The organism is Pseudoalteromonas sp. bablab_jr011, from assembly GCF_016464045.1.
In the GTDB taxonomy this organism is placed as follows: domain Bacteria; phylum Pseudomonadota; class Gammaproteobacteria; order Enterobacterales; family Alteromonadaceae; genus Pseudoalteromonas; species Pseudoalteromonas lipolytica.
Genome location: NZ_JACDWU010000082.1, coordinates 38,994 through 63,131, shown reverse-complemented (window position 1 = coordinate 63,131; position 24,138 = coordinate 38,994). Strand labels below are relative to the sequence as shown.

21 protein-coding genes are annotated in these 24,138 nt (G+C 41.5%); 7 read left to right on the top strand and 14 right to left on the bottom strand.

The window, feature by feature from the left end; translation table 11 throughout:
* Positions 1–426: 426 nt before the first annotated feature.
* Positions 427–1,269, top strand: a complete 843-nt coding sequence (locus JIG41_RS02725) for a LysR family transcriptional regulator (protein ID WP_199524220.1) — start codon at positions 427–429, stop codon at positions 1,267–1,269.
* On the opposite strand, the gene JIG41_RS02720 is transcribed toward JIG41_RS02725, so the two are convergent.
* Positions 1,256–3,268 (bottom strand): winged helix-turn-helix domain-containing protein, encoded by a 2,013-nt coding sequence (locus JIG41_RS02720; RefSeq protein WP_199524219.1) that lies wholly within the window; start codon positions 3,266–3,268, stop codon positions 1,256–1,258. The two genes, JIG41_RS02725 and JIG41_RS02720, sit on opposite strands and share 14 nt — an antisense overlap.
* Before the next feature lie 129 nt (positions 3,269–3,397).
* Between JIG41_RS02720 and JIG41_RS02715 the strand changes: the two genes are divergently transcribed.
* Positions 3,398–5,404: a fused MFS/spermidine synthase gene (locus JIG41_RS02715; protein WP_199524218.1), complete on the top strand. Its 2,007-nt coding sequence runs from the start codon at positions 3,398–3,400 to the stop codon at positions 5,402–5,404.
* 68 nt (positions 5,405–5,472) lie between these two features.
* On the opposite strand, the gene aroC is transcribed toward JIG41_RS02715, so the two are convergent.
* Together aroC and prmB are read right to left on the bottom strand one after the other, a co-directional pair.
* A complete protein-coding gene (gene aroC / locus JIG41_RS02710) occupies positions 5,473–6,570 on the bottom strand; it encodes a chorismate synthase (protein WP_036969935.1) in 1,098 nt (365 codons plus the stop codon).
* 61 nt (positions 6,571–6,631) lie between these two features.
* The gene (gene prmB / locus JIG41_RS02705; RefSeq protein ID WP_065978781.1) at positions 6,632–7,567 is read right to left on the bottom strand and encodes a 50S ribosomal protein L3 N(5)-glutamine methyltransferase; all 936 of its coding nucleotides are present in this window, start codon (positions 7,565–7,567) and stop codon (positions 6,632–6,634) included.
* 101 nt (positions 7,568–7,668) lie between these two features.
* Between prmB and smrB the strand changes: the two genes are divergently transcribed.
* Positions 7,669–8,226, top strand: a complete 558-nt coding sequence (gene smrB / locus JIG41_RS02700) for an endonuclease SmrB (RefSeq protein ID WP_036969939.1) — start codon at positions 7,669–7,671, stop codon at positions 8,224–8,226.
* A gap of 23 nt (positions 8,227–8,249) precedes the next feature.
* Positions 8,250–9,170: an AEC family transporter gene (locus JIG41_RS02695; protein WP_118844111.1), complete on the top strand. Its 921-nt coding sequence runs from the start codon at positions 8,250–8,252 to the stop codon at positions 9,168–9,170.
* A gap of 3 nt (positions 9,171–9,173) precedes the next feature.
* Here JIG41_RS02695 and JIG41_RS02690 read toward each other — a convergent pair whose 3' ends face one another.
* The 4 genes from JIG41_RS02690 to sixA are packed head-to-tail and all read right to left on the bottom strand — an operon-like array spanning position 9,174 to position 11,243.
* Complete coding sequence (locus JIG41_RS02690; RefSeq protein WP_065978779.1) at positions 9,174–9,908, bottom strand: SDR family oxidoreductase; 735 nt, start codon at positions 9,906–9,908, stop codon at positions 9,174–9,176.
* Positions 9,905–10,345 (bottom strand): ASCH domain-containing protein, encoded by a 441-nt coding sequence (locus JIG41_RS02685; RefSeq protein ID WP_075593883.1) that lies wholly within the window; start codon positions 10,343–10,345, stop codon positions 9,905–9,907. The genes JIG41_RS02690 and JIG41_RS02685 overlap by 4 nt, the downstream gene beginning before the upstream one ends.
* A gap of 19 nt (positions 10,346–10,364) precedes the next feature.
* Positions 10,365–10,718, bottom strand: coding sequence for a RidA family protein (locus JIG41_RS02680; protein ID WP_199524217.1), 354 nt, complete (start codon positions 10,716–10,718; stop codon positions 10,365–10,367).
* Between the two features lie 48 nt (positions 10,719–10,766).
* Positions 10,767–11,243: a phosphohistidine phosphatase SixA gene (sixA, locus tag JIG41_RS02675; RefSeq protein ID WP_036969950.1), complete on the bottom strand. Its 477-nt coding sequence runs from the start codon at positions 11,241–11,243 to the stop codon at positions 10,767–10,769.
* A 192-nt stretch (positions 11,244–11,435) separates the two neighbouring features.
* Here sixA and JIG41_RS02670 point away from each other — a divergent pair, with 192 nt between their 5' ends.
* A complete protein-coding gene (locus JIG41_RS02670) occupies positions 11,436–14,156 on the top strand; it encodes an insulinase family protein (protein WP_118844107.1) in 2,721 nt (906 codons plus the stop codon).
* 176 nt (positions 14,157–14,332) lie between these two features.
* A complete protein-coding gene (locus JIG41_RS02665; RefSeq protein ID WP_371915642.1) occupies positions 14,333–16,450 on the top strand; it encodes a putative bifunctional diguanylate cyclase/phosphodiesterase in 2,118 nt (705 codons plus the stop codon).
* On the opposite strand, the gene JIG41_RS02660 is transcribed toward JIG41_RS02665, so the two are convergent.
* Positions 16,447–16,641, bottom strand: a complete 195-nt coding sequence (locus JIG41_RS02660) for a hypothetical protein (RefSeq protein WP_036969956.1) — start codon at positions 16,639–16,641, stop codon at positions 16,447–16,449. The two genes, JIG41_RS02665 and JIG41_RS02660, sit on opposite strands and share 4 nt — an antisense overlap.
* 220 nt (positions 16,642–16,861) lie before the next feature.
* On the opposite strand from JIG41_RS02660, the gene JIG41_RS02655 reads away from it, so the two are divergent.
* A complete protein-coding gene (locus JIG41_RS02655) occupies positions 16,862–17,338 on the top strand; it encodes a DUF4234 domain-containing protein (RefSeq protein WP_036969958.1) in 477 nt (158 codons plus the stop codon).
* A 50-nt stretch (positions 17,339–17,388) separates the two neighbouring features.
* Here the strand turns inward: JIG41_RS02655 and JIG41_RS02650 are convergent, their stop codons facing one another.
* From JIG41_RS02650 to JIG41_RS02625, 6 genes are read right to left on the bottom strand one after another with little or no spacing between them, the layout of a single operon-like run.
* Positions 17,389–18,708 carry a DUF58 domain-containing protein gene (locus tag JIG41_RS02650; RefSeq protein ID WP_180311440.1) on the bottom strand — a complete coding sequence of 440 codons (1,320 nt, stop codon included), beginning with the start codon at positions 18,706–18,708 and terminating at the stop codon, positions 17,389–17,391.
* The gene (locus JIG41_RS02645; RefSeq protein ID WP_036969962.1) at positions 18,705–19,688 is read right to left on the bottom strand and encodes a MoxR family ATPase; all 984 of its coding nucleotides are present in this window, start codon (positions 19,686–19,688) and stop codon (positions 18,705–18,707) included. The genes JIG41_RS02650 and JIG41_RS02645 overlap by 4 nt, the downstream gene beginning before the upstream one ends.
* Positions 19,685–20,833, bottom strand: a complete 1,149-nt coding sequence (locus JIG41_RS02640) for a DUF4350 domain-containing protein (protein WP_199524216.1) — start codon at positions 20,831–20,833, stop codon at positions 19,685–19,687. The genes JIG41_RS02645 and JIG41_RS02640 overlap by 4 nt, the downstream gene beginning before the upstream one ends.
* Positions 20,823–22,280 (bottom strand): hypothetical protein, encoded by a 1,458-nt coding sequence (locus JIG41_RS02635; RefSeq protein ID WP_182396195.1) that lies wholly within the window; start codon positions 22,278–22,280, stop codon positions 20,823–20,825. The genes JIG41_RS02640 and JIG41_RS02635 overlap by 11 nt, the downstream gene beginning before the upstream one ends.
* Positions 22,270–23,220 (bottom strand): stage II sporulation protein M, encoded by a 951-nt coding sequence (locus JIG41_RS02630; protein ID WP_180311437.1) that lies wholly within the window; start codon positions 23,218–23,220, stop codon positions 22,270–22,272. The genes JIG41_RS02635 and JIG41_RS02630 overlap by 11 nt, the downstream gene beginning before the upstream one ends.
* A complete protein-coding gene (locus tag JIG41_RS02625; protein WP_180311436.1) occupies positions 23,217–23,945 on the bottom strand; it encodes an RDD family protein in 729 nt (242 codons plus the stop codon). Before JIG41_RS02625 ends, JIG41_RS02630 begins: the two co-directional genes overlap by 4 nt.
* Positions 23,946–24,138 lie beyond the last annotated feature (193 nt).

Here is a 24,138-nt window from a genome sequence, read left to right as displayed (position 1 = left end):
TCTAGAATCACGACTTCATGACCAACACTACGCGCCTTGCGTGCCCAATAATGAGCACCGCCACATGATTCCATAACAACTTTACAACGAGGAGACGTGGTGAGTATCGACAGTAGCTCTTTTCTGCTTACCGCTTTATTATACCATTCCGCTTAATTAAGTGGTCTATTTTGAGGCAATAAAACCGCGTTGATAACAAGGCAAAAATTTAGTTATTTAGTTGTTCTCGGCAATTGCTCCTGCATTGCTCTACCTCCTGCATCCATGCAGTCGTAAATCAGAAATTTTTAACGCAGGTAGCGACTGGTTTAATCACTCGAAATAATTAAGTATTTTTGCAAAATGGTATAACACCACTATAGAGCAGCAAAAGGCGAATTACTCGCCAATTGTTCTTATACAACCCATAAGAGAAACTGATACATCATGGATATTGATGCCTTACGAACTTTTTGTGCTTTTGTAGACACGGGCAGTTTTACCCGCGCAGCCGCACAGATTTGCCGAACCCAATCTGCGGTAAGTATGCAGATGAAAAAACTAGAACAAGACATAGGGAGTTCTTTATTTGAGAAGCAAGGACGCCAGTTAGTGCTTACCCAACAAGGTCATCAATTAGCAAGTTATGCAAAGCAGTTAATCAATCTTCACGATGAGGCCTTTAAGCAACTTCAAGCAGGCACTGGAAACCGTCGAATTCGTATTGGCTGCCCTGATGATTACGCCCATTCAATTTTACCGCGACTCGTGAATTCACTGCGCACGTTAAATACTGCGCTGGATATACAAATTAGCTGCGCACCTAGCAGTGAGTTAAGGGCTAAGCTTGACCAAGGTCAACTTGATTTAGTGATTGCGACCCGTTCACCGAACTCAGAGGAAGGTTACCTAATACAATCAAGCCAAGGAGTGTGGGTGAAAAGTCCGTCTTTTAAATTAAACCCTGCAACCCCCTTACCACTGGCCTTATTTCAACGCGACTGTAAATTTCACCAAGCCAGCATCGAAGGTCTACTGAAAGCAGAGCGACACTTTAATATTATCGCCTGCTGCGGCTCTGTGGGGGCTTTACATGGTTTAATTGAGCAAAATCTCGCAATAGGGAGCATGGCACGCATTAGTATGCAAAAGAGCGTAGAAGAAATTACCGATGAAACACTCCCCCTCTTACCAGTGATTGATATAGTGCTTTTGCATGGTAATCATGCTCATAACCCCGTCAGCCTTGAGCAACTTAAGTCTCTGATAGAACATATTAAAGTAGTTTGACTAATTTGCGCGTACGTTTAGGGTCGGTTAAGTATAAAAACTCATTCAAATCGTGTGACGCATTAATCAGCATATGCTGTTTTGGGGCTGTTAATTGCCAACTTTCGCTATCAGATGAAACTAAATCAATCGTTTGATATTTGATACTATGCGGCTGTTCTAAGGTGATAGCTAATTGCTGCTTTTCAACTGCAATTCCAATAATTTCATCTTGTTGAGACTGCCATATTAACTCAATATCACCGTCAGAATTTACGCGAAAAACTTCATTACTATTTGAAAAATAAATCTGGTCTTTATCATCTAAGTCCATACCGTAGCAACTCAAGCGTTTACCAGAACCAGAAAATGGCGTCAGCGATAGATCATTTAAATCAAATTTAGCTGGGTGAAATGTAACCCCATCTTTTGCGCGGTAAGAGACTAAAATGGATTCTTCATTATGATACATTTCGCGTAAATAAAATGAGTGATGAGGATGTGGAATAGCTTCATAGGTCCCACTGACAATATCAATTTTATATAAGGTATCTTTGCTTGCAGTGAATACTTGCTGACCATTTTTATGCCATACAGTACCAAACAGCTCTTCGTTATCTGGATTTGCGAAGACTAATTTCTGTTTTTCATTTTCATACAAAAATAATTGTTTTAGTCCAAAGCGATGTGACTCAAATACAAATTTTGTTGAATCCGGTGAAAACACTGGCAGAAAGTCAACCGAGGAAGTATCCACCCGCTTTGTAAGTGTATTTGGATCTGTTCGTGTTTGACTGACAATATCAACATCCACATTCACTAATTCCATTAAAATTGACTCAGCAGATGAAGTGTACTGGGCATCGCGAATTATTTGATAATTATTAAACGGAATAAGCTGCAGCTCACCTTCAAGATCTAAACTTATAAGTTGGTTACGTTGGCTTATTAATAACGCTTGATTGTTTGGATGCCAACTCAAACCTTGAATACCGTTTTCTATTACTGCAATGGTTTTCACTGTATTATTAGCAAGCTCAAGCACATCGATACGGTATTTATTTTGTCCTGCTTCAAAACCTAACGCGACTTTACTACCATCATTTGATAACGCATGAACAAGTAACCAATCTTGCTCAGAAGCCGCTAGTAAGCGCTTTTTTTGTTTACTGTTTATATCCAGTGAAACCAATTGGGTGTCATTACTTTGTTTATTTTTCTCGATAAAATAGAGTACTTCTCCAGCTCCCCAATAAATATGATGGCTCGTCAGTGTCGTCTCGGTAAAGCGATTGACAGTCGTTTTCTCACGTGCCACAAATGACGATAAATCAAGCGATAAAGTTTGGAGTGACTGATTATGCTCACTCGCTTCGACAAACGCCAACGCATTGTCTTGTGAAGACCACCCTAAGGCAAAATAACTTGCAGCAAACTTCGTGAGCCTAGCTTCTCGACCTGTGGCTAATTCCTTTAACCAGATATGTTGGTTGCCTTTATCACCTCGAACAAAGGCTAAGTGGTTACCATTATGCGATAAAGATAAATTAGATTCATTCAGTTCGCTTGACGTCAGTGGCATTAATTGACTAAAACTTGGATGCGCTTGCTTATCAGCAATCATTTGCCAAACTACAACGCCTGTAAAAACGAGTACCACGAGTAGCAACGGCAACCATTGCGTTTTTGCTTTAGTTGCTTTAGTTGATTGGCTCAATTCAACCTGCTCCAAGCTATAACCCCGTTTTGGATGAGTAATTATAAATTGAGGGTTCTTGGCATCTTCTTTTAAGGCTTTTCTTAATAACGCAATACAACGCTGTACTGAGCTTGGATTAAATATTGAATTAGGCCAAACCGCAGCGAAGATCATTTCTTGGCTTACGACCTTCCCCTGATGAATATAAAGGGTATGTAATACATCCATGACTTTGGGCTCGACAACTTGCTCATATTCTTGCGATGAAATTAAACATCTGCTTTCATCAATCGCAAATTTACCGATTCGATAACTCGCCACTTACTGCTCCAATAAATATTGACGAATCAAAGGTTAAGGTTTTCTTAAGAGAAACTCAAGCATTACTCCATTGTGGCTTTACTCAAACTCATAGATTGTTTTTTCATCTTTCAATAGGTAACAAAAACAATGTATAAACTTTTATCAATCACCACTATTTTCATCAGTGCTTTTTTACTTTTTCAAATTCAGCCTCTGCTCTCAAAGCAACTTTTACCTCACTTTGGTGGAGGTGCCTCTGTCTGGTCAGCCAGCTTAGTGTTTTATCAAACAATGCTATTGCTTGGTTATTTTTATGCACACTATATCAGTCGGTACACGATTACATTACAAGTAGTTACTCACCTGTTCTTGGTTATCATTGCAACACTGGTTATTTACTTACAAAACGAAATTTTTCACTTCACTGATTGGCCTCCAACTCTCGCTGTATTTGTGCATTTATTGCGAGAAATAGGCCCCATTTTTATGCTACTTAGCGCAACCAGTGTGCTTTTACAGCGTTGGTATATCCAAGCCTTTGCAAGACATGTTCCGTACCATTGGTATTCTATTTCAAACCTAGGCTCTTTAATGGCGTTAATGAGTTACCCATTTATATTTGAATTACTGTTTTCGCTAGAGCAGCAAAAGTCATATTGGCTTTTTGGGCTACTCTGCTACTGTGCCTTATTACTATTAATAATGGCGTTTTTGCTAAAAAAAGACCTTAAAGTAGCCCGAAAACCTCAGTTAGCGAATCGTGCAAAGCTATCACAAGGAAAATCAATCTGGATTATTTTGAGTGCCTTAAGTACCGCGATGTTAGTGTCAACAACACATATGATCAGTACTAATATTCCACCAATGCCATTACTTTGGTCCTTGCCACTGGTGATTTACTTACTCACTTTTAGTTATACATTTGCCAATAAAGTAAATTATCAGCGTTATGTGTGGGCGTATACGTTTGTATTTGCAGTGTTTGCTGGACTGTTAATGTTTTATTTTGGCAGCCAATTTAGCGCACTAGCTCAACTCATTATGTATTGCGCTATCTTATTAACCGCCTGCATGGTGTGTCATGGTGAACTAAGAAGTACAGCCCCTGATAACGCTCAATTAACCACTTTTTACTTTTATATTGCCCTAGGAGGTGTGCTAGGTTCACTTAGCAGTACCATGATTGCTCCTTTACTTTTCGTGCAACTTGATGAGTATCTACTGGGGTTAGCTGTTATTTTTAGCTTTATTTGCTATTGCCAATTTAAAACCCAAACAGGTAATAAACACATTAAGTACACCCTCGTTGCAACCGCTGTTGTATGGCTCTCATGCTATTGTTTCTTAGCCGTAAACTTTAATCAGTATAATGTTGCTACGAGCCGCAATTTTTACGGTTACCTCACAGTAAAAGATATTCATACCAATACAATAAAAGAAAGGCGCTTAATAGATGGCACAACCATCCATGGCGCAGAGCCACTTGATAATAATCAATTCCTTGGTCAAAGTTATTATCATCAACATACGGGTGTTGCTAAATCTCTCACGATTTTAAAACAACAGGGCGCATTAAACATAGGTGTCATTGGTTTAGGAGCTGGTGTACTCGCAAAGTTTGTGGGTCAAGGTGACCGCCTCCATTTTTTTGAACTCAATCCTGCAGTGCATGACATGGCAAAGAATTATTTTTCTTATTTAAATAGCAGTAAAGCCAATGTGAGAGTAACCATAGGTGATGGTCGAATTGCGCTTCAAAAAAATCATCAAGAAACATTTGATGTGTTAATCATTGATGCTTTTTCAAGTGATGTTATTCCCGCGCACTTACTCACTCGAGAAGCTATGTCGCTCTATTGGCAAAGACTCAATGAAAATGGCGTGCTGATCGTGCATATTTCCAATAACCACATCGATTTATTGCCCGTATTACAAGCCCACAGCCAGCATTTTGATAAAACGTTAATAAAGTACAGCTATCAAGGGCGTGGCTTAAAATCTCTGGGCTCTGACTGGGTGGTATTAACCAGTAATCACACTTTTTTAAATGATGTTTCTATTAGTGACTTATCGCCTATAAAGCACTACGGGAATTATCAACTTGCAGAATGGACTGATCAAAAAAACAGCTTATTGCCTCTGTTAAAATTTTAAATTAAAACACAAAAAAGCGCGATGGCTTGAAAGCTATCGCGCTCATTACTTTTTCTAAATAGATACTTTTAGATTGAGCCTTTGATTGGCCCATGCTCGTGGCTAACATGAGGGTTTTGGCCACGCTGGCGTAATAAATGGTCCATTAAGGTAATCGCCATCATCGCCTCAGCGATGGGGATTGCACGAATACCCACACACGGGTCGTGACGACCTTTGGTGATCATTTCAACGGCTTCGTTGCTGGTATTTATACTGTTACCCGGAATCGTAATACTTGACGTTGGTTTAAGCGCGATAGACGCAATAATATCTTGTCCTGTCGAGATACCCGCAAGCACTCCCCCCGCGTGATTTGATGTAAAACCATCTGGGGTCAGCTCATCACGGTGCTCTGAGCCTTTTTGCTCAACGACATCAAAGCCATCACCAATCTCAACTCCTTTTACCGCGTTGATGCTCATTAGTGAGTGCGCAAGCTCAGCATCAAGACGATCAAATACTGGCTCACCTAAGCCAACAGGCACATTCTTAGCGACTACTTTCACTTTAGCGCCTACCGAATCACCCTGCTTTTTAAGCTCACGCATGTACTCATCAAGCGCGTCTAATTTACTGGTATCGGGGAAGAAAAACGCATTGTTTTCTACTTCATCCCAGTTATAGTTTTCGGCTTTAATAGGCCCAAGCTGACTTAAACATGCACGTACTTCAATACCATGAAATTGCTTTAAATATTTTTTAGCAATCGCTCCTGCCGCCACTCGAATCGCGGTTTCTCGAGCTGATGAGCGACCACCGCCACGATAATCGCGGATACCGTATTTATGCCAGTAGGTGTAATCACCATGACCTGGGCGAAATACGTCAGCGATTTTACCGTAGTCTTTTGAACGTTGATCGGTGTTTTCAATCAGTAAACCAATACTTGTGCCTGTGGTTTTACCTTCAAATACACCTGAAAGAATTTTGACTTCGTCACTTTCACGGCGCTGTGTTGTATAACGACTTTGCCCTGGTTTACGACGATCTAAGTCAATTTGTAAATCGGCCTCACTAATTTCAAGGCCTGCTGGTGTGCCATCAACAACGCCGCCTAATGCAACGCCGTGGCTCTCACCAAAGGTGGACACCTTAAATAACTGCCCTATGCTATTACCTGCCATTAACTTTCCTCATTCCTGGCTACTGAGACCGAGCCCTAAGGCTCGGCTTTTAAATTCGCTATTAATCGGCGAAATAATTAACAAGCTGTTGTTTGCTTATCACAAATACGCCTAAGCCACCTTGTTCGAATTCAATCCATTCAAACGGCGCGCCTGGGTACAGTGCATCCATATGTACCATAGAGTTACCAACTTCGACAAATAACAAACCGTTATCAGTTAGATGCTCTGCTGCTTCAGCTAAAATGGTACGAGTGACGTCAAGTCCATCATGGCCCGATGCTAAACCAAGCTCTGGCTCATGGTGGAATTCGCGCGGTAAGTCGGCCATGTCTTCAGCATCAACATAAGGCGGGTTAGCAACGATCAGGTCATATTTTTGTCCTGGCACACCGCTAAATACGTCTGACTGAATAGGTAATACACGCTCATTAAGCATGTAATCACTAATATTAATATCAGCAACTTCTAAGGCTTCATACGAAATATCGACGGCATCAACTTGCGCGTCTTCAAAAGCTTGTGCAAGCGCAATGGCGATACATGCAGAGCCTGTGCATAAATCAAGAATGCGGGTTACCGACTCAGGCTCTTCAAGCCAAGGAGCAAACCGGTTGTTAATTAGCTCAGCAAAAGGTGAACGCGGAATCAATACACGCTCATCAACATAAAATGGCATGCCGGCAAACCAGGCAATATTTGTTAAATAAGGCACTGGCGTGCAATCGTTAATACGTTCAGCGATTAATGCTGCTAAACGATTTTTTTCAGTGCTCGTTAAACGCGCATGCATTAGCTCTTTAGGTGCATCAACAGGTAAACTTAGTGCTGGTAGCAATAAGCTGACCGCTTCATCCCATGCGTTATCTGTGCCGTGGCCAAAGAAAATACCACTGCTCGCGAATTGACTGGTTGTCCAACGTAACCAATCGTGCAACGTTGAAAGTTCAGCAATTGCCTCGTCTAAAATTGCGTCTTCTATTTGGAAATGGTTCATGTATGTTCCTTAACTTTCAAAGTCTGTTCTGACGCGTATTGTACCGTCTTTTCAATTGCTTTTTACTCGATTTTTAGCGTTTTTTTGTTTAGACTGCCGCCATGAAAAAAGATCCCCACGACAACAATCACATCAGCACTGACGATATAGACTTATTTCGTCAGAGTATCAGTGGTGCCAAAGCATTTAAACAAGACACTATCCGATTTACTAACAAGCCTAAAGTGTCACAAGCGAAGCAATTTTCCCAGCAAAAAAAGCAACATCAGTCAGAATTTTTCTTTTCAGACGAATATGTGCCAGATATTGATACGCACGGCACTGTAAGCTATGTCAAACCAGGACATGATTCCTACTTGGCAAAACAACTGCGTCGTGGTGACTACGTACCTGAGCTAACCCTTGATTTACATGGGTTAAATAAAGAACTTGCCAAAGATGAGCTTGCAGGACTGATTCACGAATGTAAAAAACAACATTACTACTGCGCGTGTATCGTGCATGGGATTGGTGAGCGTATTTTAAAACACAAAGTACCGCAGTATTTAGTGCAACATCCCGATGTTATTGCTATGCACCAAGCCCCGCTTGAATTTGGCGGTAAAGGCGCAGTACTTATTTTAATTAACCTTCCACAAAGTGACGAATTCCGACGTTAACGTCACTTTTAATAAGGCCACAAGTGCATATTTTTTCGATCATCTTTCCACTGATTTTTATCGTGCTAAGTGGCTACATTAGTAGTCGTAGCCGATTTTTATCGAAAGAACACATCGCAGGCCTCAGTAAATTTACTTTTTATATTAGCGTTCCGGCATTTCTATTTGTCAATATGGCGCAAGCAGATTTACATAGTAGCGTTAGTATTGCTGGATTTTTAAGCTTTTATATTCCTGTATTAGCAATCTACGCACTCGGGTATTTGCTTGATCGCTATGTAATTTATAAGCAATCAGCCGCATCTCGCCATGCCGTGTTTGCGCTGGGTAGTAGCTACTCTAATACCGTACTAGTCGGGCTACCAATTATTATCGCCGCACTTGGGCAGCAAATGGTTGGGATTGTGTTTATGATCATTACCTTTCACAGCGCTTTACTGTTTACACTGACTTTTCTATTGAGTGCAAAATCGCAGCAAACCTTTTCATGGCGAGCCTTCGCGAAAAATATGTTACTGAATCCTGTGGTTCTAAGTATAAGCAGTGGCCTTGCGATTAACTTATTGGGTGTAACGCTTTATCACGATTTGGCGAATGGTTTGAGCTTACTTGCCAAGCCAGCTATTGCCTGCGCACTGTTTGTGTTAGGCGCAAATTTAGCGTTTTATAAGGTGGCAGATAACTGGCAAGCATCCCTTATCGCAACCATCATTAAGCTCGTAGTCTTACCATGTAGTGTGTACTTTTTTGCAACTCAGGTTTTCAACCTTGAACACTCTTTGATGACTGTACTGGTATTGCTCAGTGCGTCGCCATTAGGAGTGAATGCGTATTTAATAGCTAACCAAATAAAACAACATCAAGCAACGCTCGCAAGTGCTGTCGTCATATCAACCACACTGAGCGTTATAAGTTTTACTGTTTGGTTAAGCATTTTACTTTAAGTCTTACAGCCCACCAGATACATCCACAAAACTGCCTGTGGTAAACGATGCATGCTCTGAGGCCAAAAAATAAATAGCTTTGGCGACCTCATCAGCCTCACCGCCTCGCCCGAGTGGTAATTTACTTTTTAAGCGGTCTACGCGATTAGCTTCACCACCATCACGGTGCATGTCGGTATAAATTAAGCCGGGCCTTACAGCATTAACACGAATTCCCATACTGGCGACTTCTTTTGCAAGGCCTATGGTAAAGGTATCAAGTGCGCCTTTTGAGGCAGCATAATCTAAATACTCATTCGCTGAACCTGTCCGTGAAGCCCCCGATGACACATTAACAATACTGCCTTTGTGCATTCGCTTTATAGCTTCTCGCGCACATAAAAATGCCCCTGTCACATTACAGCTCAAAATAGCATTAATACGCGCCGCGTCCATTTCTAAAAGTGACATTTGTGGCTTCATCATCGCAGCATTGTTAACCAGTATATCTAAGCGTGACACCGTGCTATCAAGTGCAGCAAACATAGCCATTACTTGTTGCTCATCAGCCACATCTGCCTGAAAGGTGTGCGCTTTAACCCCTTGCTTTTCGATTTCTTTGGCAACTTGTTCGGCGCTTTGTTGGTCTGATTTATAGTTAATGCACACATCATAGCCATGCTTGGCAAATAGTTTAGCTGTTGCTGCGCCAATACCACGCCCACCACCAGTAATAAGCACAACGGGATTTGAACTCATGATGACTCCTTAAAAACTAACTGAAATTGCTCGCACACTAAGGGCATCTCAGGATGACGTGAATAAGCTGTGCCGTGTAATTCTCGCTGGTAGTATGGCCAATGCACTTGTTGCCAATAACGAAGGCTTTTATCGCCCTCGCCTTCTAACGCAGCATACGCTTCGGTAATTTGATTATAAGGGGTGATAACAACAGAGGTGGTTTCAATAATGCCAAGCGGCCGCCCTTGCCAGTTCGTAAAAATAGCCAAGTCACCAACCCGAGGGAGCGCCTCGTTATTAGCTTCAAACCAATACAGTGATGAGGTGGTCGCTCGCTTGACTCCTTGCAGAACAAGGTCAGCGCATTCATTGGCATCCACCTCATTATCGCAAAAATGCCAAGCAGGCAAAGTACTAATTTGACGAGATGACTGCTGGTTAAAATCAGCAATCATCTTGTTGATTCGTTGCTCGTTACTTAACGGCGGCTGCAACAACTGAAATCTCAACAAGTAGCGCGTCACGCGCCATTTTAGCTTCAACACAGGCACGCGCGGGGGCATGACCTTCAGGTACCCATGCATCCCACACAGCATTCATATCGGCAAAGTATTCCATGCTTTTAAGATAGAGGGTGGCGCTTAACATATGCTCTTTGCTGCTACCGGCTTCAATTAGCAGAGTTTCAACTTTATCGAGCATAGTTTGCGTTTGTTCAGCAATGCCTTTTTCTGCATCAGCGCACACCTGCCCACATAAGTAAACCGTGCCGTTATGCTTAACGATGCGGCTCATTCGCGCACCTGTTTGTAATCGTTCAATTGTCATAGTATGTATTAAATAGTTAACAGTGACAGTAATTTAACAGACATACTGCTATATTTCGACGTTATTTGGCGAGTGAATACTTAAGTAGTGGCTTCGCTGTTTCGTTTCATCATATTCAATGACCGCTACAGCACCCGTATTAAAAATAGGCATATTACCAGGGCTCAATTGATCAACTAAATAACTCACGATCGGCATATGAGCGACGACTAGCCAAGTATTACACTGTGGATGCATCGCGATTAACGTTTCTAAATAATCAGTAGCCACTTGTGGTACACCGTCGGGAGTAATGTCGCGACACGTTTCTTTGTAGAGTAACGGAATATTGTGTGTTGCATTCTCAGCCGTTTGCTGGGCACGTAAGTACGGACTTACCAACAAAGCGTCTGGTTTATAATGACATGCTAACCACTTCCCCATCCTACTGGCTTCTTGTTGACCCGTTGGCGTCAATTGTCTTGCTGCATCATCTGCTTGCATAGGCGTTGCTTCGCCATGGCGCATGATTAAGATTGTTTTCATAAAAAATCAACCAATTAAAGAATATAAAACAGTAGCCAGTTTGCTTGATTGTTAGCTATATTAGAATATCATCACAAGATAGATTAAACATCCGCTTATGATATTCAGGTAGATTTTCGTTGCTGTGCCTTTAGCGTTCCTGAGATTATCATCTGTTGTTAGGACATTAACGCATTCTTTCAGGAGAATCTTTTGAATATCAGCCGCAATGATAACAGAACATACCAGCCCCTAACACTGGACAATGGTCTAAAAGTGCTTTTAGTGCAAGACCTAGAGTCAACAAAATCAGCGGCTTCTATGGCTGTTAATGCGGGTCACTTCGACGATCCCCTTGATAGACAAGGTCTGGCTCATTTTTTAGAGCATATGCTTTTTTTAGGGACTGATTTATATCCCGAGTCTGGTGCCTTTTCGAACTTTGTTTCACAATCAGGTGGCAGCACGAACGCCTGGACTGGCACCGAGCATTCTTGCTACTTTTTTGACATCAATAATCAACAGTTTTCAGATGCACTCGCGCAATTTAGTCGTTTTTTTATTGCCCCCTTACTCAGTCCAAAAGAAACCACCAAAGAGCGCAATGCAATTGACGCTGAATTTAAATTAAAAATTAAAGACGACGGACGCCGTATTTATCAAGCGCATAAAGAAACGGTAAACCCAGCACACCCTTTTGCTAAGTTTTCGGTGGGTAATCAACACACATTAGCAGACCGTGAGGGCTGTATTAGCGAAGAACTGCGCGCATTTTTCAACCGTCATTACCAAGCACAATGGATGACTTTAGTTATTTGCAGTAACGCCGATATTGCCACGATGACTGACTGGGTTAAGCAGTATTTTAGCGATATTAAAGGGCAAGCAAAGAGTAAAGAGATCATCGAGCCTCCCCTTTATCGCAAACAAGATTTGGGCAAAGTTTTACACATTGAACCGCACAAACATATGCAAAAGCTCATCATCAGTTTTGCTATGCCCAACATTGACGATTTTTATCGCCATAAAACGGTTAGTTTTATTGCTCACTTGCTTGGCTATGAGGGCAAGGGCTCGTTGTATTCAATTTTAAAAGAACAAGGTTGGATCAATGCTCTTTCTGCTGGTGGCGGTATTAATGGCAGTAACTTTAAAGATTTTAATATCAGCGTAGCTCTTACAGATGAAGGTATTGAATACTATGAAGATATTGTCGAAATGGTATTCGAGTATATCTGTTTAATTAATCAAAACTGCGCCAAACTTCCCAGGCTTTATCAAGATAAAAAGAACCTGTTACAAATTGCCTTTGATAACCAAGAAAAAGCACGCCTCATCGACTGGGTTAGTAATTTAAGCATTAACATGCAGCATTACGATGAAGAAAATTACGTACAAGGCGATTATTTAATGGAAGGCTTTAATCGTTGCGCCCATGAAATTGCGATGCAATGGTTAACCCCAGATAATATGCGATTGGTGCTCATTCACCCCGATGTTGAGCCAGAACATACTACCGCTTGGTACAATACACCTTATAAAATCGAAGATATATCGCCATGCTGGTTAGAAGCATTAAGTGAAATAAACACGCCCTTACCTGAAATGTGTCTGCCTTGCGCTAACCCTTATTTAACCAAAGAGGTTGAACTGTTACCGCTAGACACTCCCAAAAAAGCGCCTGAACTACTTGTGAAACAAGAAGGGTTTGATTTTTGGTTTAAGCAAGACGCGACTTTCCGCGTTGCTAAAGGGCATTTTTATTTAGCGATGGATTCTCACTACGCAATTAAAGACGTAAAACACATGGCGCTAACGCGCCTGTTTGCAGACCTTTTTATGGACAGTGTGGCAGAGCAGTTTTATCCAGCCGAACTGGCTGGGCTGAGCTATCATTTAACCTCGCATCAGGGAGGGCTTACACTGCACACAGCCGGTTTATCTTCAAGTCAGCTCACTTTAGTCAACGAATTACTCGAAGCACTGTTTAATGTCGATATTTGCGCAAAGCGCTTTGCCGAGTATAAAAAACAGCTTGTTAGGCATTGGCGTAACAGTAATCAAAACAAACCCGTCAGTGAGCTATTCAGTATTTTAGGGGCGCAAATTATGCCGTGGAACCCTGAGCCCAATGCACTTGCTCAGGCGCTAAAAGATACCAGTTTCCACCAATTCAACTGCTTTAGAACTGAGTTTTTTAAAGCCTTGCATGTTGAGTCATTTTTACATGGCAATTGGCAGCGCAGCGATGCACTTAAATTTCAAAAGCAAATCGTTGATCACCTCGCTGGCAGTACCACTATTATCGATTTAACACGGCCACTAAACGATGTTACCGAAGTAGAACACCAACGTATCACACTCAATTGCAACGACCACGCGATGGTGCTTTATTACCAGGCATTAACCGATGACACCACAGAAAAAGTTAAAATGATGGTGCTTAATCACCTTATCAATCAAGACTACTTTAACGAGCTAAGAACAAAACAGCAGCTTGGCTATTTAGTGGGTGCTGGTTATGCCCCATTCAACACACGCGCTGGCATTGCGTTTTATGTGCAATCGCCTAAACACAACGCTGATGAGATACTCAAACGCCACCAGCAATTTATTAGTAATTTTGTCGCACAGATCCCCACTGTTGATGAGCAGCAATGGCTTCAAACAAAAGCGGGACTCGTCACACATATTGCAGAAAAAGACAAAAACTTACGACTTCGCTCACAACGTTTATGGCTGGCAATTGGTAACCGCGATACTGAGTTTAATATGCAACAACAACTGATCGCTGAGCTTGATGCGCTGAGTCTTGAGGATATGCAGCAATATATTATTGAGATCTTTTCTGAAAACCGGCCTAGAATCGAACTTTTAAGTGAGCCAAAGCTCAAAAAACCAGCAAAAGCCAACCTTTCTTCTCATTCTCTTTGACTCGTTCGTGAGCTTAGATTAAATTATCTGGTGCGAATTAAGGTATTTCATTAATGATAAAAATAATAAAAATGATTTCTACTTTTTTAATAATGAGTATGGCGGATGTTTTTTCTGCTTCTGCAAGCCCGATAGAGCTTGAGCAAAGTACACTGTTGCTGATCCCAAGCACAATTATGATGCTCTTGCTGCCATATTTGCTATTTGTCATTTACAAACTAAAGCGTTCTCGACATCAGCTGCGAATCTCTGAACATCGACTAAAAAGTACCGTAGAAGGCAGTGGTGATACCCTATGGGACTGGAACATAAAAACGGGCGAAGTAATACGTATCAACGATAAATACACCACAGATACGAATAACGCCAACGGCTTCCCTCCTAATCGAGACCTTATTCACCCACATGATTTACCACACGTTGAAAATGCACTCAAAAGACATTTTGCAGAACACACTGCATTTTTCGAAGCAAGTTACCGAATTAAAGATAGTTTTGATCGCTGGCACTGGGTATTAGACCGTGGAAAAATTATCGAAAAAGATACCAACCTAAACCCCTTACGAATGACAGGCACTGTCAGAGATATTTCACAGCTAAAATCAACAGAAGCCCGTTTAAACCTATTTGCTAAATGTGTTGAATCGCTGACTGATGCAATTGCTATCTACGACAAAAACTTTAAGCTTGTTGATTTAAACCCGAGCTTTTTAACTCTGTTTGGCGGCAGCCGTGAACAGTATTTAAAGAAAGATTTTGCACTGCTTGGCTACGACCAAAGTTATGTCGACGAAATTAAAGCCACCGTAAAAGCCACCGAACATTGGCAACAAGAAGTCAAACTTAAAAATGCTCAACGTCAATTATTACCCATTGAAATTTCAATTGATGAAATTAAAAATGAGCATAATCAAATTTGTAATTACGTGGTTGTCTATTCTGATCAAACCGAGCGTAAAAAAGCGGAGTCTCAATTACATAACCTATCAAACAGAGACCGGACGACCGGCTTGCCTAACCGAAACTTATTTTTCACCAATTTAAAAAAACTCGCAAAGCAAGACAATCACCATGCTCTTTTAGTGTTTGACCTAGACAACTTTAAAAAAATTAATGACTCATTAGGTCATCAACTAGGTGACAGTCTCCTAGCTAAACTGGCAATGCGTTTAAATAAACTCACTCGCGAGAAAGATGTGTTTTATCGATTGGGTGGTGATGAATTTGCACTGGTTATGTCGGGCACTAACGACATTCATACCATCACACGGATGGCTAAACTATTTTTAGCCGCAATTGCCACCCCTTTTAATATGGCAGGCCATGAGCTGGTAATTACCTCAAGTGTCGGAATCGTGCTGTTTCCAGAAGACGGTAATACCCCCGAGCTATTGCTAAAAAATGCCGATACTGCGATGTATCACGCAAAGAAAAAAGGCAACAGCTACTTATTCTTTAATGACACAATGAACCGTGAGGCGGTAAAGCGCTTACAAATTGAAAACTTAATGCGCTACGGATTAAAAGAGGATCATTTCGAAGTCTATTACCAACCGAAAATGAATATTCACACCGGTAAACTCGATGGCATGGAAGCACTCGTCCGCTTTATCACTCCTAAAAAGGGGATTATAAGCCCGGGCGTCTTTATTCCGATTGCCGAAGAAACAGGGCAAATTATTGAAATTGGTGAAGTGGTCTTAAATAAAGCCTGTCGCGATGTGAAAAACTGGATAGATCAAGGCCTCTTTAATGGCCGTGTTGCGGTGAACTTATCCGCTAAGCAATTTAGTTTACCCGACTTAACCACTCGCATTGATTTAATATTACAAAAGAACGAGTTGCCCTCTTATTTTCTCGAACTCGAAATTACCGAAGGCACCGTAATGGATGACCCGCAAGAAGCCATTGCAGTCATGCGCTCATTAAGTGCTAGAGGCATTCACTTAGCGATGGATGACTTTGGCACCGGTTATTCATCCCTCGCCTATCTAAAACAGTTTCCACTAAACACGCTTAAAGTTGATAAAGCATTTATTGATGATATGCAGACTGAGCGGGGCCGGAACATGGTTGACTCAATCGTTACCATCGCACACAACCTAGAGTTACATGTTGTTGCCGAAGGGGTTGAACAAGCTAAACAAGTAGAGATGTTAAAAGAATTAAAGTGTCAAACGGTGCAAGGTTATTATTACTCAAAACCATTGTCACACCCTGAATTTACCGCATTTTTGAAAAGCCAACTCACTAAATCAGCTCCAAGTTTAATCAGGAGTGTAAACGTTAATTAAGGGCGCCAACCACATGCCTGACGGCCAACATGGCGAACAAAAGCACGGCGGTAGTGCACATTAAACAAACACCAAGCAATGGGCCCAAGCACGCCCCCTAAAAACATCCAACGTTTTACAGGCATTCCCTTCGAAAGCGACTCTAAATACATCACCAATACAAATAAACAACTCAGTAGAATTAGCAGCACACAGCACCTCATTAAAAACAGCGCGCAGTGTATATAATTTAAGCACAGGTTTAAACCATGAAGCTGTAATAGCCACTATAAAGACGGGTTATATTCTATTACTATCAATTGCAAAGCGTTAAAAAATGCGTGAAATGATATACAGAATAAAGTCGAGGATATAATATAGGAACGTGCCTGTGGCACCTAAGGAAAAAACAATAAAATATGAGGATATATTATGTCTAATGAAACCAGCAATCTATACCAAGCGCCCGAAGCTACCCTAACAGATGCAAACAGCAGTGGTAATAAACCAATCTTAAACTTTGATCGTTTCTCTGCCTGGGGCGTGTTCTTTTTAAGTGTTTTTACACTGGGCATTTACAGTGTTTATTGGCTAGTAAATCGCACAAATCTTGCAAATTCACTCGCTAAACATCAAGTTAGCCAAGGTATAATTTACGGCTATGTTGGTTTATACGCGGTGAATATTATTTTATCGATTGCGGGAGTTAGCCCCGAACTTGGGGGTGTTGTGTCGCTTATTTCTTTTGTTGTCGCGATCATTCTTATCTTTTCACTGCGTACTTCTTTAACTGAGTTAATCAACGAAAGCAGTGATGAACCTGTCAAACTAAATGGTATTTTAACCTTTTTCTTCAACGTGATTTACTTTCAATATAAAATCAACGAAGCAATAGACAAGCAAAAATAATCGTTACAAACGTAAAAAAGGCATTGAATTCAATGCCTTTTTTATTCCTGCTAGAGAGCACCTGAGTGCTTCACATTTAAATACGTATTCAACACATGTGGCAGTAGTTGCACAGGCTTACAATCAATAGCGATGACACCTTGCTTTTTAAGCTTTGCCATATTGGCTTTGTGTGCATTAAGTAAAGCAAGTGCCGCACAATAACTAGTTGCATCTTCATACTTCTCGATTGGCTCATCGAGTACCTCAGCCACTGCACGGTTATTTATATTGATAAGCGCTACAAGGTGGTGCTTTTGCAGCATTTTTATGGCTGGGAGCAATTCATCAATACTCTGCTCATCTAACGTTGTCACCAAGAGCACTAAAGAGCGTTTAGTTCGCTTAGCAATAAGTTGATTAACCGCAACTAAATAGTCACTGCTGCTATTATCGGGGTATAAATCATAAAAATGATTCATCACCCGCGAGACATTCTGCGCCCCTTTAACATCTGGTAACCAACGCAAGGCTTGATTGAAACTTTGCATACTAAACCAGTCACCTTGTTTTAACACAGTGTGAGCGAGCAATAAAAGTGCATTTAATGCATGATCAAAGTGAGTGCCTTCGTTTGCTTCAATCGCCATTTTTTTAGATGCATCAAGCATCACAATCACATGCTGATTCTGCTCTTCTTGGTATTCACGAGAAATTAATTTACGACGTTTACTGGTCGCTTGCCAGTCAATTTGCCTAACACTATCACCTTGCCGGTATTCCCTTAATTGATGAAACTCAATACCTTCACCCCGCTTTTTGGTTAACTTTAAGCCATTAATTGGCTTATTGGTTACGCCATTAAGGTGTTGCTTTGAGGTTACACGACTAAAATCAGGGTACACTTTTAACCGAGTCTCTTGCTTGACTAACCAGCTAGATTGCCACAGCCCAAAAGACGAGCCAACTCTGAGTTCAATAGCGGTTATGTCAGCGTCACCGCGTTTATGAGCACGAATATTAAAGCTCAGCTGTGCTTGCTGCATCGCTGTTAAAAATACCGTCTGTTGCGGCTCAGCAAGCTCTATGGCCTGACTTAAATGCAGACTGGCATCGAGAAGCAGAGGCTGCTTAGCGGTGTTATTGATAGTAAGCTGAACTGGCTGCCAACGATACAATGCCATATTTTGGCTCGTCGACAATTCTGTTGATAACAGCGGCTGCGACTTTGACAACATTAAGTCAATCCATGTAATCACGACAGGCACCAATAATAACGCCGTCATTATTACGCTACCAAGCTCAGCTATAGCACAGACAAGCACCATCAGCACGACTGCACATAGCAGTAAAACAAGGCGTTTGGCAGGTCTAAGCTTAATTCGAATCATGAGCGAGGTGCTTCAACACTGGCTAATATGGCATTGATAACTTCGTCGTACGACACCCCTTCTAACTCTAAATCAGCCGATAAGATCAAACGGTGTCTTAAAATATTAGGGGCGACTGATTTTACATCATCTGGGATCACAAAATCGCGCCCATTCATCAATGCGATTACTTTTGCAGCCTTAATCAGGTTTATTGATGCTCGTAAACCTGCGCCGTGCAATACACCTTGCCAAGTTCGTGAATTACGAACAATATCGACAGCATAATTAAGAATTTTTTCGTCAACTAGCCTATCTGCACATAGCTGCTTAATTTCACTAATACGCGCGGCATCAAGTACTGCTGGCAGTTGCTCAACCGTTGATTCATTCGACACCACTTTGGTGTTAAGTTTTAACAACTCAACTTCCGCTTCATGCGAAGGAAAACCCAATTCAACTTTCATCATAAATCGGTCTAATTCCGCTTCAGGCAACGGGTAAGTCCCTTCTTGATCGAGCGGGTTTTGTGTTGCTAAAACCATAAAAGGAGAATCGATAGAAAGCGATTCACCATCAATCGTTATTTGTTGCTCCTGCATCACTTCAAGTAATGAGGACTGGGTTTTTGCGGGTGCACGGTTAATTTCGTCTGCCAATAAAATATTGGTAAAGGCGGGTCCTTTTTTAATATTGAATTCACCCGACTTCATATCATATAAGCTATGACCAACAACATCTGATGGCATTAAATCAGGCGTAAACTGTACGCGCGAAAAATCCACGTTTAAGCTTTTTGCCAATGCCCTAACCAGTAACGTTTTGCCAAGCCCTGGCACACCTTCAAGCAGTACGTGACCACCTGCAAATAAAACGGTTAGCACATCTTCAACAATGGCATCTTGACCAACGAGGACACGTGAAATGTTTTGCTTTACTTGTTTTACAGCCTCCGCTGCATCTATCAAGCTCATGCGTTTATTTTCCAGTTCCGTGCTCATAATGCATTCCTTAATTGTTTAAATCGTTTGATATATTCTAATCGTTGCTCGCGTGATGTGGGTAATTCACTTACAAGCAGCTGGGTCACTTGTTGTTTGTCGAAGTGCGTTAAATTAGCAATAATTTGTGCCTGTTTATCATCACTTAACATTTTAAAATTAGGGACTCGCATCTCTACTTTGGCATTAAAGTCTTTACGAAGCGCTGTCCATAAATACGCTTCGTGTCCGTGTTGCATGTAGAAATTAGCCACTGCACGAATATGCGCATTAAAACTGGTTTTAATATCGAAGTCAGGGGCATAGGCTCGACCAATTCGACTACTGATATGCCACACTGTAAACACAACCAATAATAAAAGGCTCACAACAAACTGCCAGCTCCAGTGCCATATTTTTGCCAGCCAATTAGGGTATGTTAAATAAGGAACATACGTCACTTTATCAGCCCCTTTGCTAAGCCAAAGTAGGAGGCTGCCATGGTCAAGGTGGCGTAATCGATAGTTTGTAAATGGTGCCAATGACGGCATTACAATAACGCGGCCTTGCCCAAAAGCGAGGTCACACATAACAGTATCGCCCTGTTCTGTGTTTGTGCTGACACCTGGGCAATGTTCAATCGTAAATGCACGGCTTAGTTCAAGCGCTAACACGGTGTCTTCATTTATAGCCAAGGTGCTGTTTTTAGACCCTTCTTTAAGCATTGCAAAGTCATAGTCAAAGGCACTGTCTTTCGCTGAAACGGTGATCCCTAGTTGATTAAAAAACAATATATTATCAAGTGCCAACTCATCGCGCTGTCGATTTAATACATACACCAATCGCCCACCTTCAGCCACCCATTCAGCGAGCTGCTGATCTAATTGATACGAATCGGCAAGCACCGCTTCATCGACAATTAAAATAGTGTGTGGGTCAATGCGTATTTGTTCGCTATCGGCATGTGCAGCAAGGTGTTTATCTTTAAGCCATTTAATGCCATTTGCGTTTAACAATCGCTGCGCCATGGTGAAATTATCTTTAGCCACATCAGAGTGAAAACCTATTTCGAATTCTTTTTTCTCCCACTCCAGCGACGCAACCCCCGCAACAATAATAAAACCAAGCAATACCAAACCAGCAATCAGTACATATTTAAGCTTCATGAGTACTTTCCTCCTTGCTGGCTGTCATTGCTTTTATTTCCTCTGTAAGAGCAATAAAATCAAGATCGGGTGTTTGGTGCCCCCAAGCAACACTCACCCACGCTGTAAACAAGCGCGTAAAAATATCGTGTATATGCGTCGGTACTTTGGCATCTATCGCACGCTTACATTCACGCTCAGTCATTGAGCGATGTAATCTCACTTGATGTTGCTGCTGCGCCCAACTAAGCGAGTAATGTAACAAATAAGCCAGCGCTAAACGGTGTTGCCCTGCATTAAAACAACGCAATGCCGAGGCAATTAAATCTGTAGGTAAATCCTGTGCTTTAATTTCAGCAAACAAACTGGGGATCACGGGCTCTTCTTTATGTCTGGCACGTTCAGGCAGGCTTAAATTGGCAAAAAAACCGCGTTTTTTCATTAAGTAATAGACTAACCAAATGACTAATAACGCCACTAACACCCATCCCAATACACCAAAAACCTGCCCTATGGCTTCAAAAATATTAAATAACCATGATAAGTCACTCGATGAGGCTTTTTTGGGTTCAAAAATAGGCGTCCACGTTGTTTCTGTCTCTATCACATTAGGTTCATTATAAAGCGCTGTGACTTGCTCTTTTACCTGTTGTTTATCAATTTCATCGGCGTAACTGGCAGACGGAGCAATAGTAACACTGGATAAGAAAAGCAGTGCCAGTGAACACAATACACCGCTTAGACGTGCGCGAATATTTTTAAAAGCAAGCTCAATATCCCACCCTTCAAGCTCAACTCGACGGTGTAAATAAGCTAAAAAGCCCCCCGTGACAAATAAAGGCGCAACGAGTGCAATACTTACTATATATAAAGCATTAAAGGCAATTTCTAACCATTCAGGGGCCTCAAAAATCTGATACATCGCTTCTTCAGCTGTAAATGAATACGGCACTAATGCAATCGTTAATGCAGAAAACCCCATCAACAAAATAAATTCAAAGTGGACACAAAATAGCATCCAAAGTGTTTGTTTGGGTTTTGTTGAAGCGAACAACAGCTGTTTACGCTTCGCTTTTCGCTCTTTAGACAGTTGCTCTAGTTGTTCAACTGGCGCCAAGAAAGCACGATTAGGACTGAACCTTAAGACACTTAAATGCACTAGCATCTCTGCCAACTTTAATTGCTTTAACGACTTTAAACTGTGGGTAATCGAGACCGGTTGATTAAAAACCGCTTTTGACATGTAATCGAGTATCGGGCGCTCGAATAAAGGTTTAAGCCACCATATTAAAAAAGCACTCCAGCTCCAATTAAGTAACACGCCCACAATTATAAATAGTGGTAAGGCCATGCATAAATACATAAAAAACAAAGAAAAAAAGTGCGATTTAACTAATAACACTGTTAAATCAAAGGTTTCGTAAGCATCACGTTTACGAGGGTTAAAACTCAGGCGATTAAGCTCCATAACGCATTCCCTTATAGAGACGATACAGCACATACGCCCAACACCCACTGCCCACTGTATATTTTATTTCATTCGCAATATCGCGCGGAGACCAAAACGCTTCTATGAAAGCAGCTATCACCAGCATTAAAAAGGCCCCTACAATTAAGGGCAAAGCTTTTTGTGCGGCTTGTTTTATGGCATAAGCACGCGTGAATTGGCCAGGGTTAAGGAGTGCGTAGCCAATTCGGCACCCTGCTGCAGAGGCAATGATAATCGCTGTCAGTTCAAAAGAGCCATGGGTGATAACAAACGAGAAAAACGGTCCTTCAAACCCAACATTTACAATATGTGCGGCAATGGCCCCGAAATAAAAACTGTTGAATAACAAGAAAAATGCAGCTCCTACACAAAACAACACTCCCCCTGCAAACATTTGAAATGCGATCCCTATATTGTTGTAGATATACACCCCAAACATTAATAAATCTTGTGATGCTCCCCGCTCAGCAGATTGCACACTTCCACTTGGGTCATACATTTTTTCTATGTTTAGCAACGTACCTTGCCCTAGAAAAGTATACGCTGCATCTGGGTCCAGTCTTACCCAAATAAAGGCAATTAAAGCTAAGCTCCAAAAAGCCAGCAAATTAACAGCTAACATCACACGGTTTTCATACAGAGCCCGAGGAAACGCTGTTCGTGCGACATGCCATAGCTCAGAAAACTGATTGCTACGAGACAAATACAAACGTTTTTGGCCTAACTGCACTAAACGATTTATTTGTTCAACGAGTATGGGGCTGTATTGACGGCTTTGAGCGATGGCTAAATCATTACAGATCTTGCGATACAGATTTGGAAAATGAATGGGCAACGACTCTGAACGTTCCATTTCACATAACGCTTTGAATTCATCCCAGCTTTGTGTGTTCGATTTTACAAATTGGGTTTGTTTCATTGCTGACTCTCCACGTGTGGGTGGTCATGATTATCGTGTAGTTGCCCAGCAAAATAACGGGCATAACTGGCTAATTGCTCCTCAATATCGGTTTCATTACTGGCTAAAGGCTCAGCAAGTATAGTGGCAATCTCTAGGTGTCTGGCAGCGGATAACTCATTGTGTCGTTCAGCAAAAGCAAGCACCGCTAATTGCTCTTCGGTCGTCAAGCTGACCGCAGGAATGCTTACATCACCTTTAGGCAGTAATGGGCGCTCTTGCAGCTCATCATCATAAATAACTAAGGTGCCTGCTGCCCAATCGCCGATCCGTTTGAATCGCGTATTAAACATCATCACGATGAGTCCTAAAAAATAACCAATAGGCAGCATATCTGCAGGACGTAATAAGTTGCGTACCACTATTTGCGAAAAGCTCGCTGGCAAACCGTTGTCTTGTACTACACGTATTTTGAGGCGTTTTTTACCGGGGGTCTGACCATTTTCCATTTCAAAAAGGATGTTGTATCCCCAAGATATAAGAAAGTAGGCAATAAGAACAAGGCCTTCGCCTGCGTCTCCAAAAAAAGAAAAGAGCGTTGATATGGCAAGCAGGATCAAGCCACGAATAATAAGATCGATAATATAAGCGTAACTACGCGCCACAACACCTGCTGGTGTTATAGCAATATCAACACCTTCTGGGAGTTTAATGTACTCTCTGTTTTCCAATCCGTGGTTTAACATGCAATCTACTACTAGTCGTTATTATCGTCTTTGCTTATTAGGGCAGAACCTTAAAAAGCAATAAGTTAAGTAAACCATGATGCGCGTTTTCCAGTCTTTTTTCAATGCCTTTTAGCCTAAAAAAAGGAACATAGGCTGATGTTTAAAGTGAACTTAGCCCTAATTTTAACTTAACAAAAAAGCCGACATAACG

Excerpts from the sequence above, each read along its gene's own strand:
- JIG41_RS02690 (WP_065978779.1), bottom strand. The coding sequence starts at position 9,908 with ATGAGTTCAAATCCCGTTGTGCTTATTACTGGTGGTGGGCGTGGTATT.
- JIG41_RS02650 (WP_180311440.1), bottom strand. The coding sequence starts at position 18,708 with ATGATTCGAATTAAGCTTAGACCTGCCAAACGCCTTGTTTTACTGCTA.
- JIG41_RS02725 (WP_199524220.1), top strand. The coding sequence starts at position 427 with ATGGATATTGATGCCTTACGAACTTTTTGTGCTTTTGTAGACACGGGC.
- smrB (WP_036969939.1), top strand. The coding sequence starts at position 7,669 with ATGAAAAAAGATCCCCACGACAACAATCACATCAGCACTGACGATATA.
- JIG41_RS02715 (WP_199524218.1), top strand. The coding sequence starts at position 3,398 with ATGTATAAACTTTTATCAATCACCACTATTTTCATCAGTGCTTTTTTA.
- JIG41_RS02630 (WP_180311437.1), bottom strand. The coding sequence starts at position 23,220 with ATGAAACAAACCCAATTTGTAAAATCGAACACACAAAGCTGGGATGAA.
- JIG41_RS02635 (WP_182396195.1), bottom strand. The coding sequence starts at position 22,280 with ATGGAGCTTAATCGCCTGAGTTTTAACCCTCGTAAACGTGATGCTTAC.
- prmB (WP_065978781.1), bottom strand. The coding sequence starts at position 7,567 with ATGAACCATTTCCAAATAGAAGACGCAATTTTAGACGAGGCAATTGCT.
- JIG41_RS02680 (WP_199524217.1), bottom strand. The coding sequence starts at position 10,718 with ATGACAATTGAACGATTACAAACAGGTGCGCGAATGAGCCGCATCGTT.
- JIG41_RS02655 (WP_036969958.1), top strand. The coding sequence starts at position 16,862 with ATGTCTAATGAAACCAGCAATCTATACCAAGCGCCCGAAGCTACCCTA.
- sixA (WP_036969950.1), bottom strand. The coding sequence starts at position 11,243 with ATGAAAACAATCTTAATCATGCGCCATGGCGAAGCAACGCCTATGCAA.
- JIG41_RS02640 (WP_199524216.1), bottom strand. The coding sequence starts at position 20,833 with ATGAAGCTTAAATATGTACTGATTGCTGGTTTGGTATTGCTTGGTTTT.
- JIG41_RS02625 (WP_180311436.1), bottom strand. The coding sequence starts at position 23,945 with ATGTTAAACCACGGATTGGAAAACAGAGAGTACATTAAACTCCCAGAA.
- JIG41_RS02645 (WP_036969962.1), bottom strand. The coding sequence starts at position 19,688 with ATGAGCACGGAACTGGAAAATAAACGCATGAGCTTGATAGATGCAGCG.
- JIG41_RS02685 (WP_075593883.1), bottom strand. The coding sequence starts at position 10,345 with ATGATTGCTGATTTTAACCAGCAGTCATCTCGTCAAATTAGTACTTTG.
- JIG41_RS02665 (WP_371915642.1), top strand. The coding sequence starts at position 14,333 with ATGATGCTCTTGCTGCCATATTTGCTATTTGTCATTTACAAACTAAAG.
- aroC (WP_036969935.1), bottom strand. The coding sequence starts at position 6,570 with ATGGCAGGTAATAGCATAGGGCAGTTATTTAAGGTGTCCACCTTTGGT.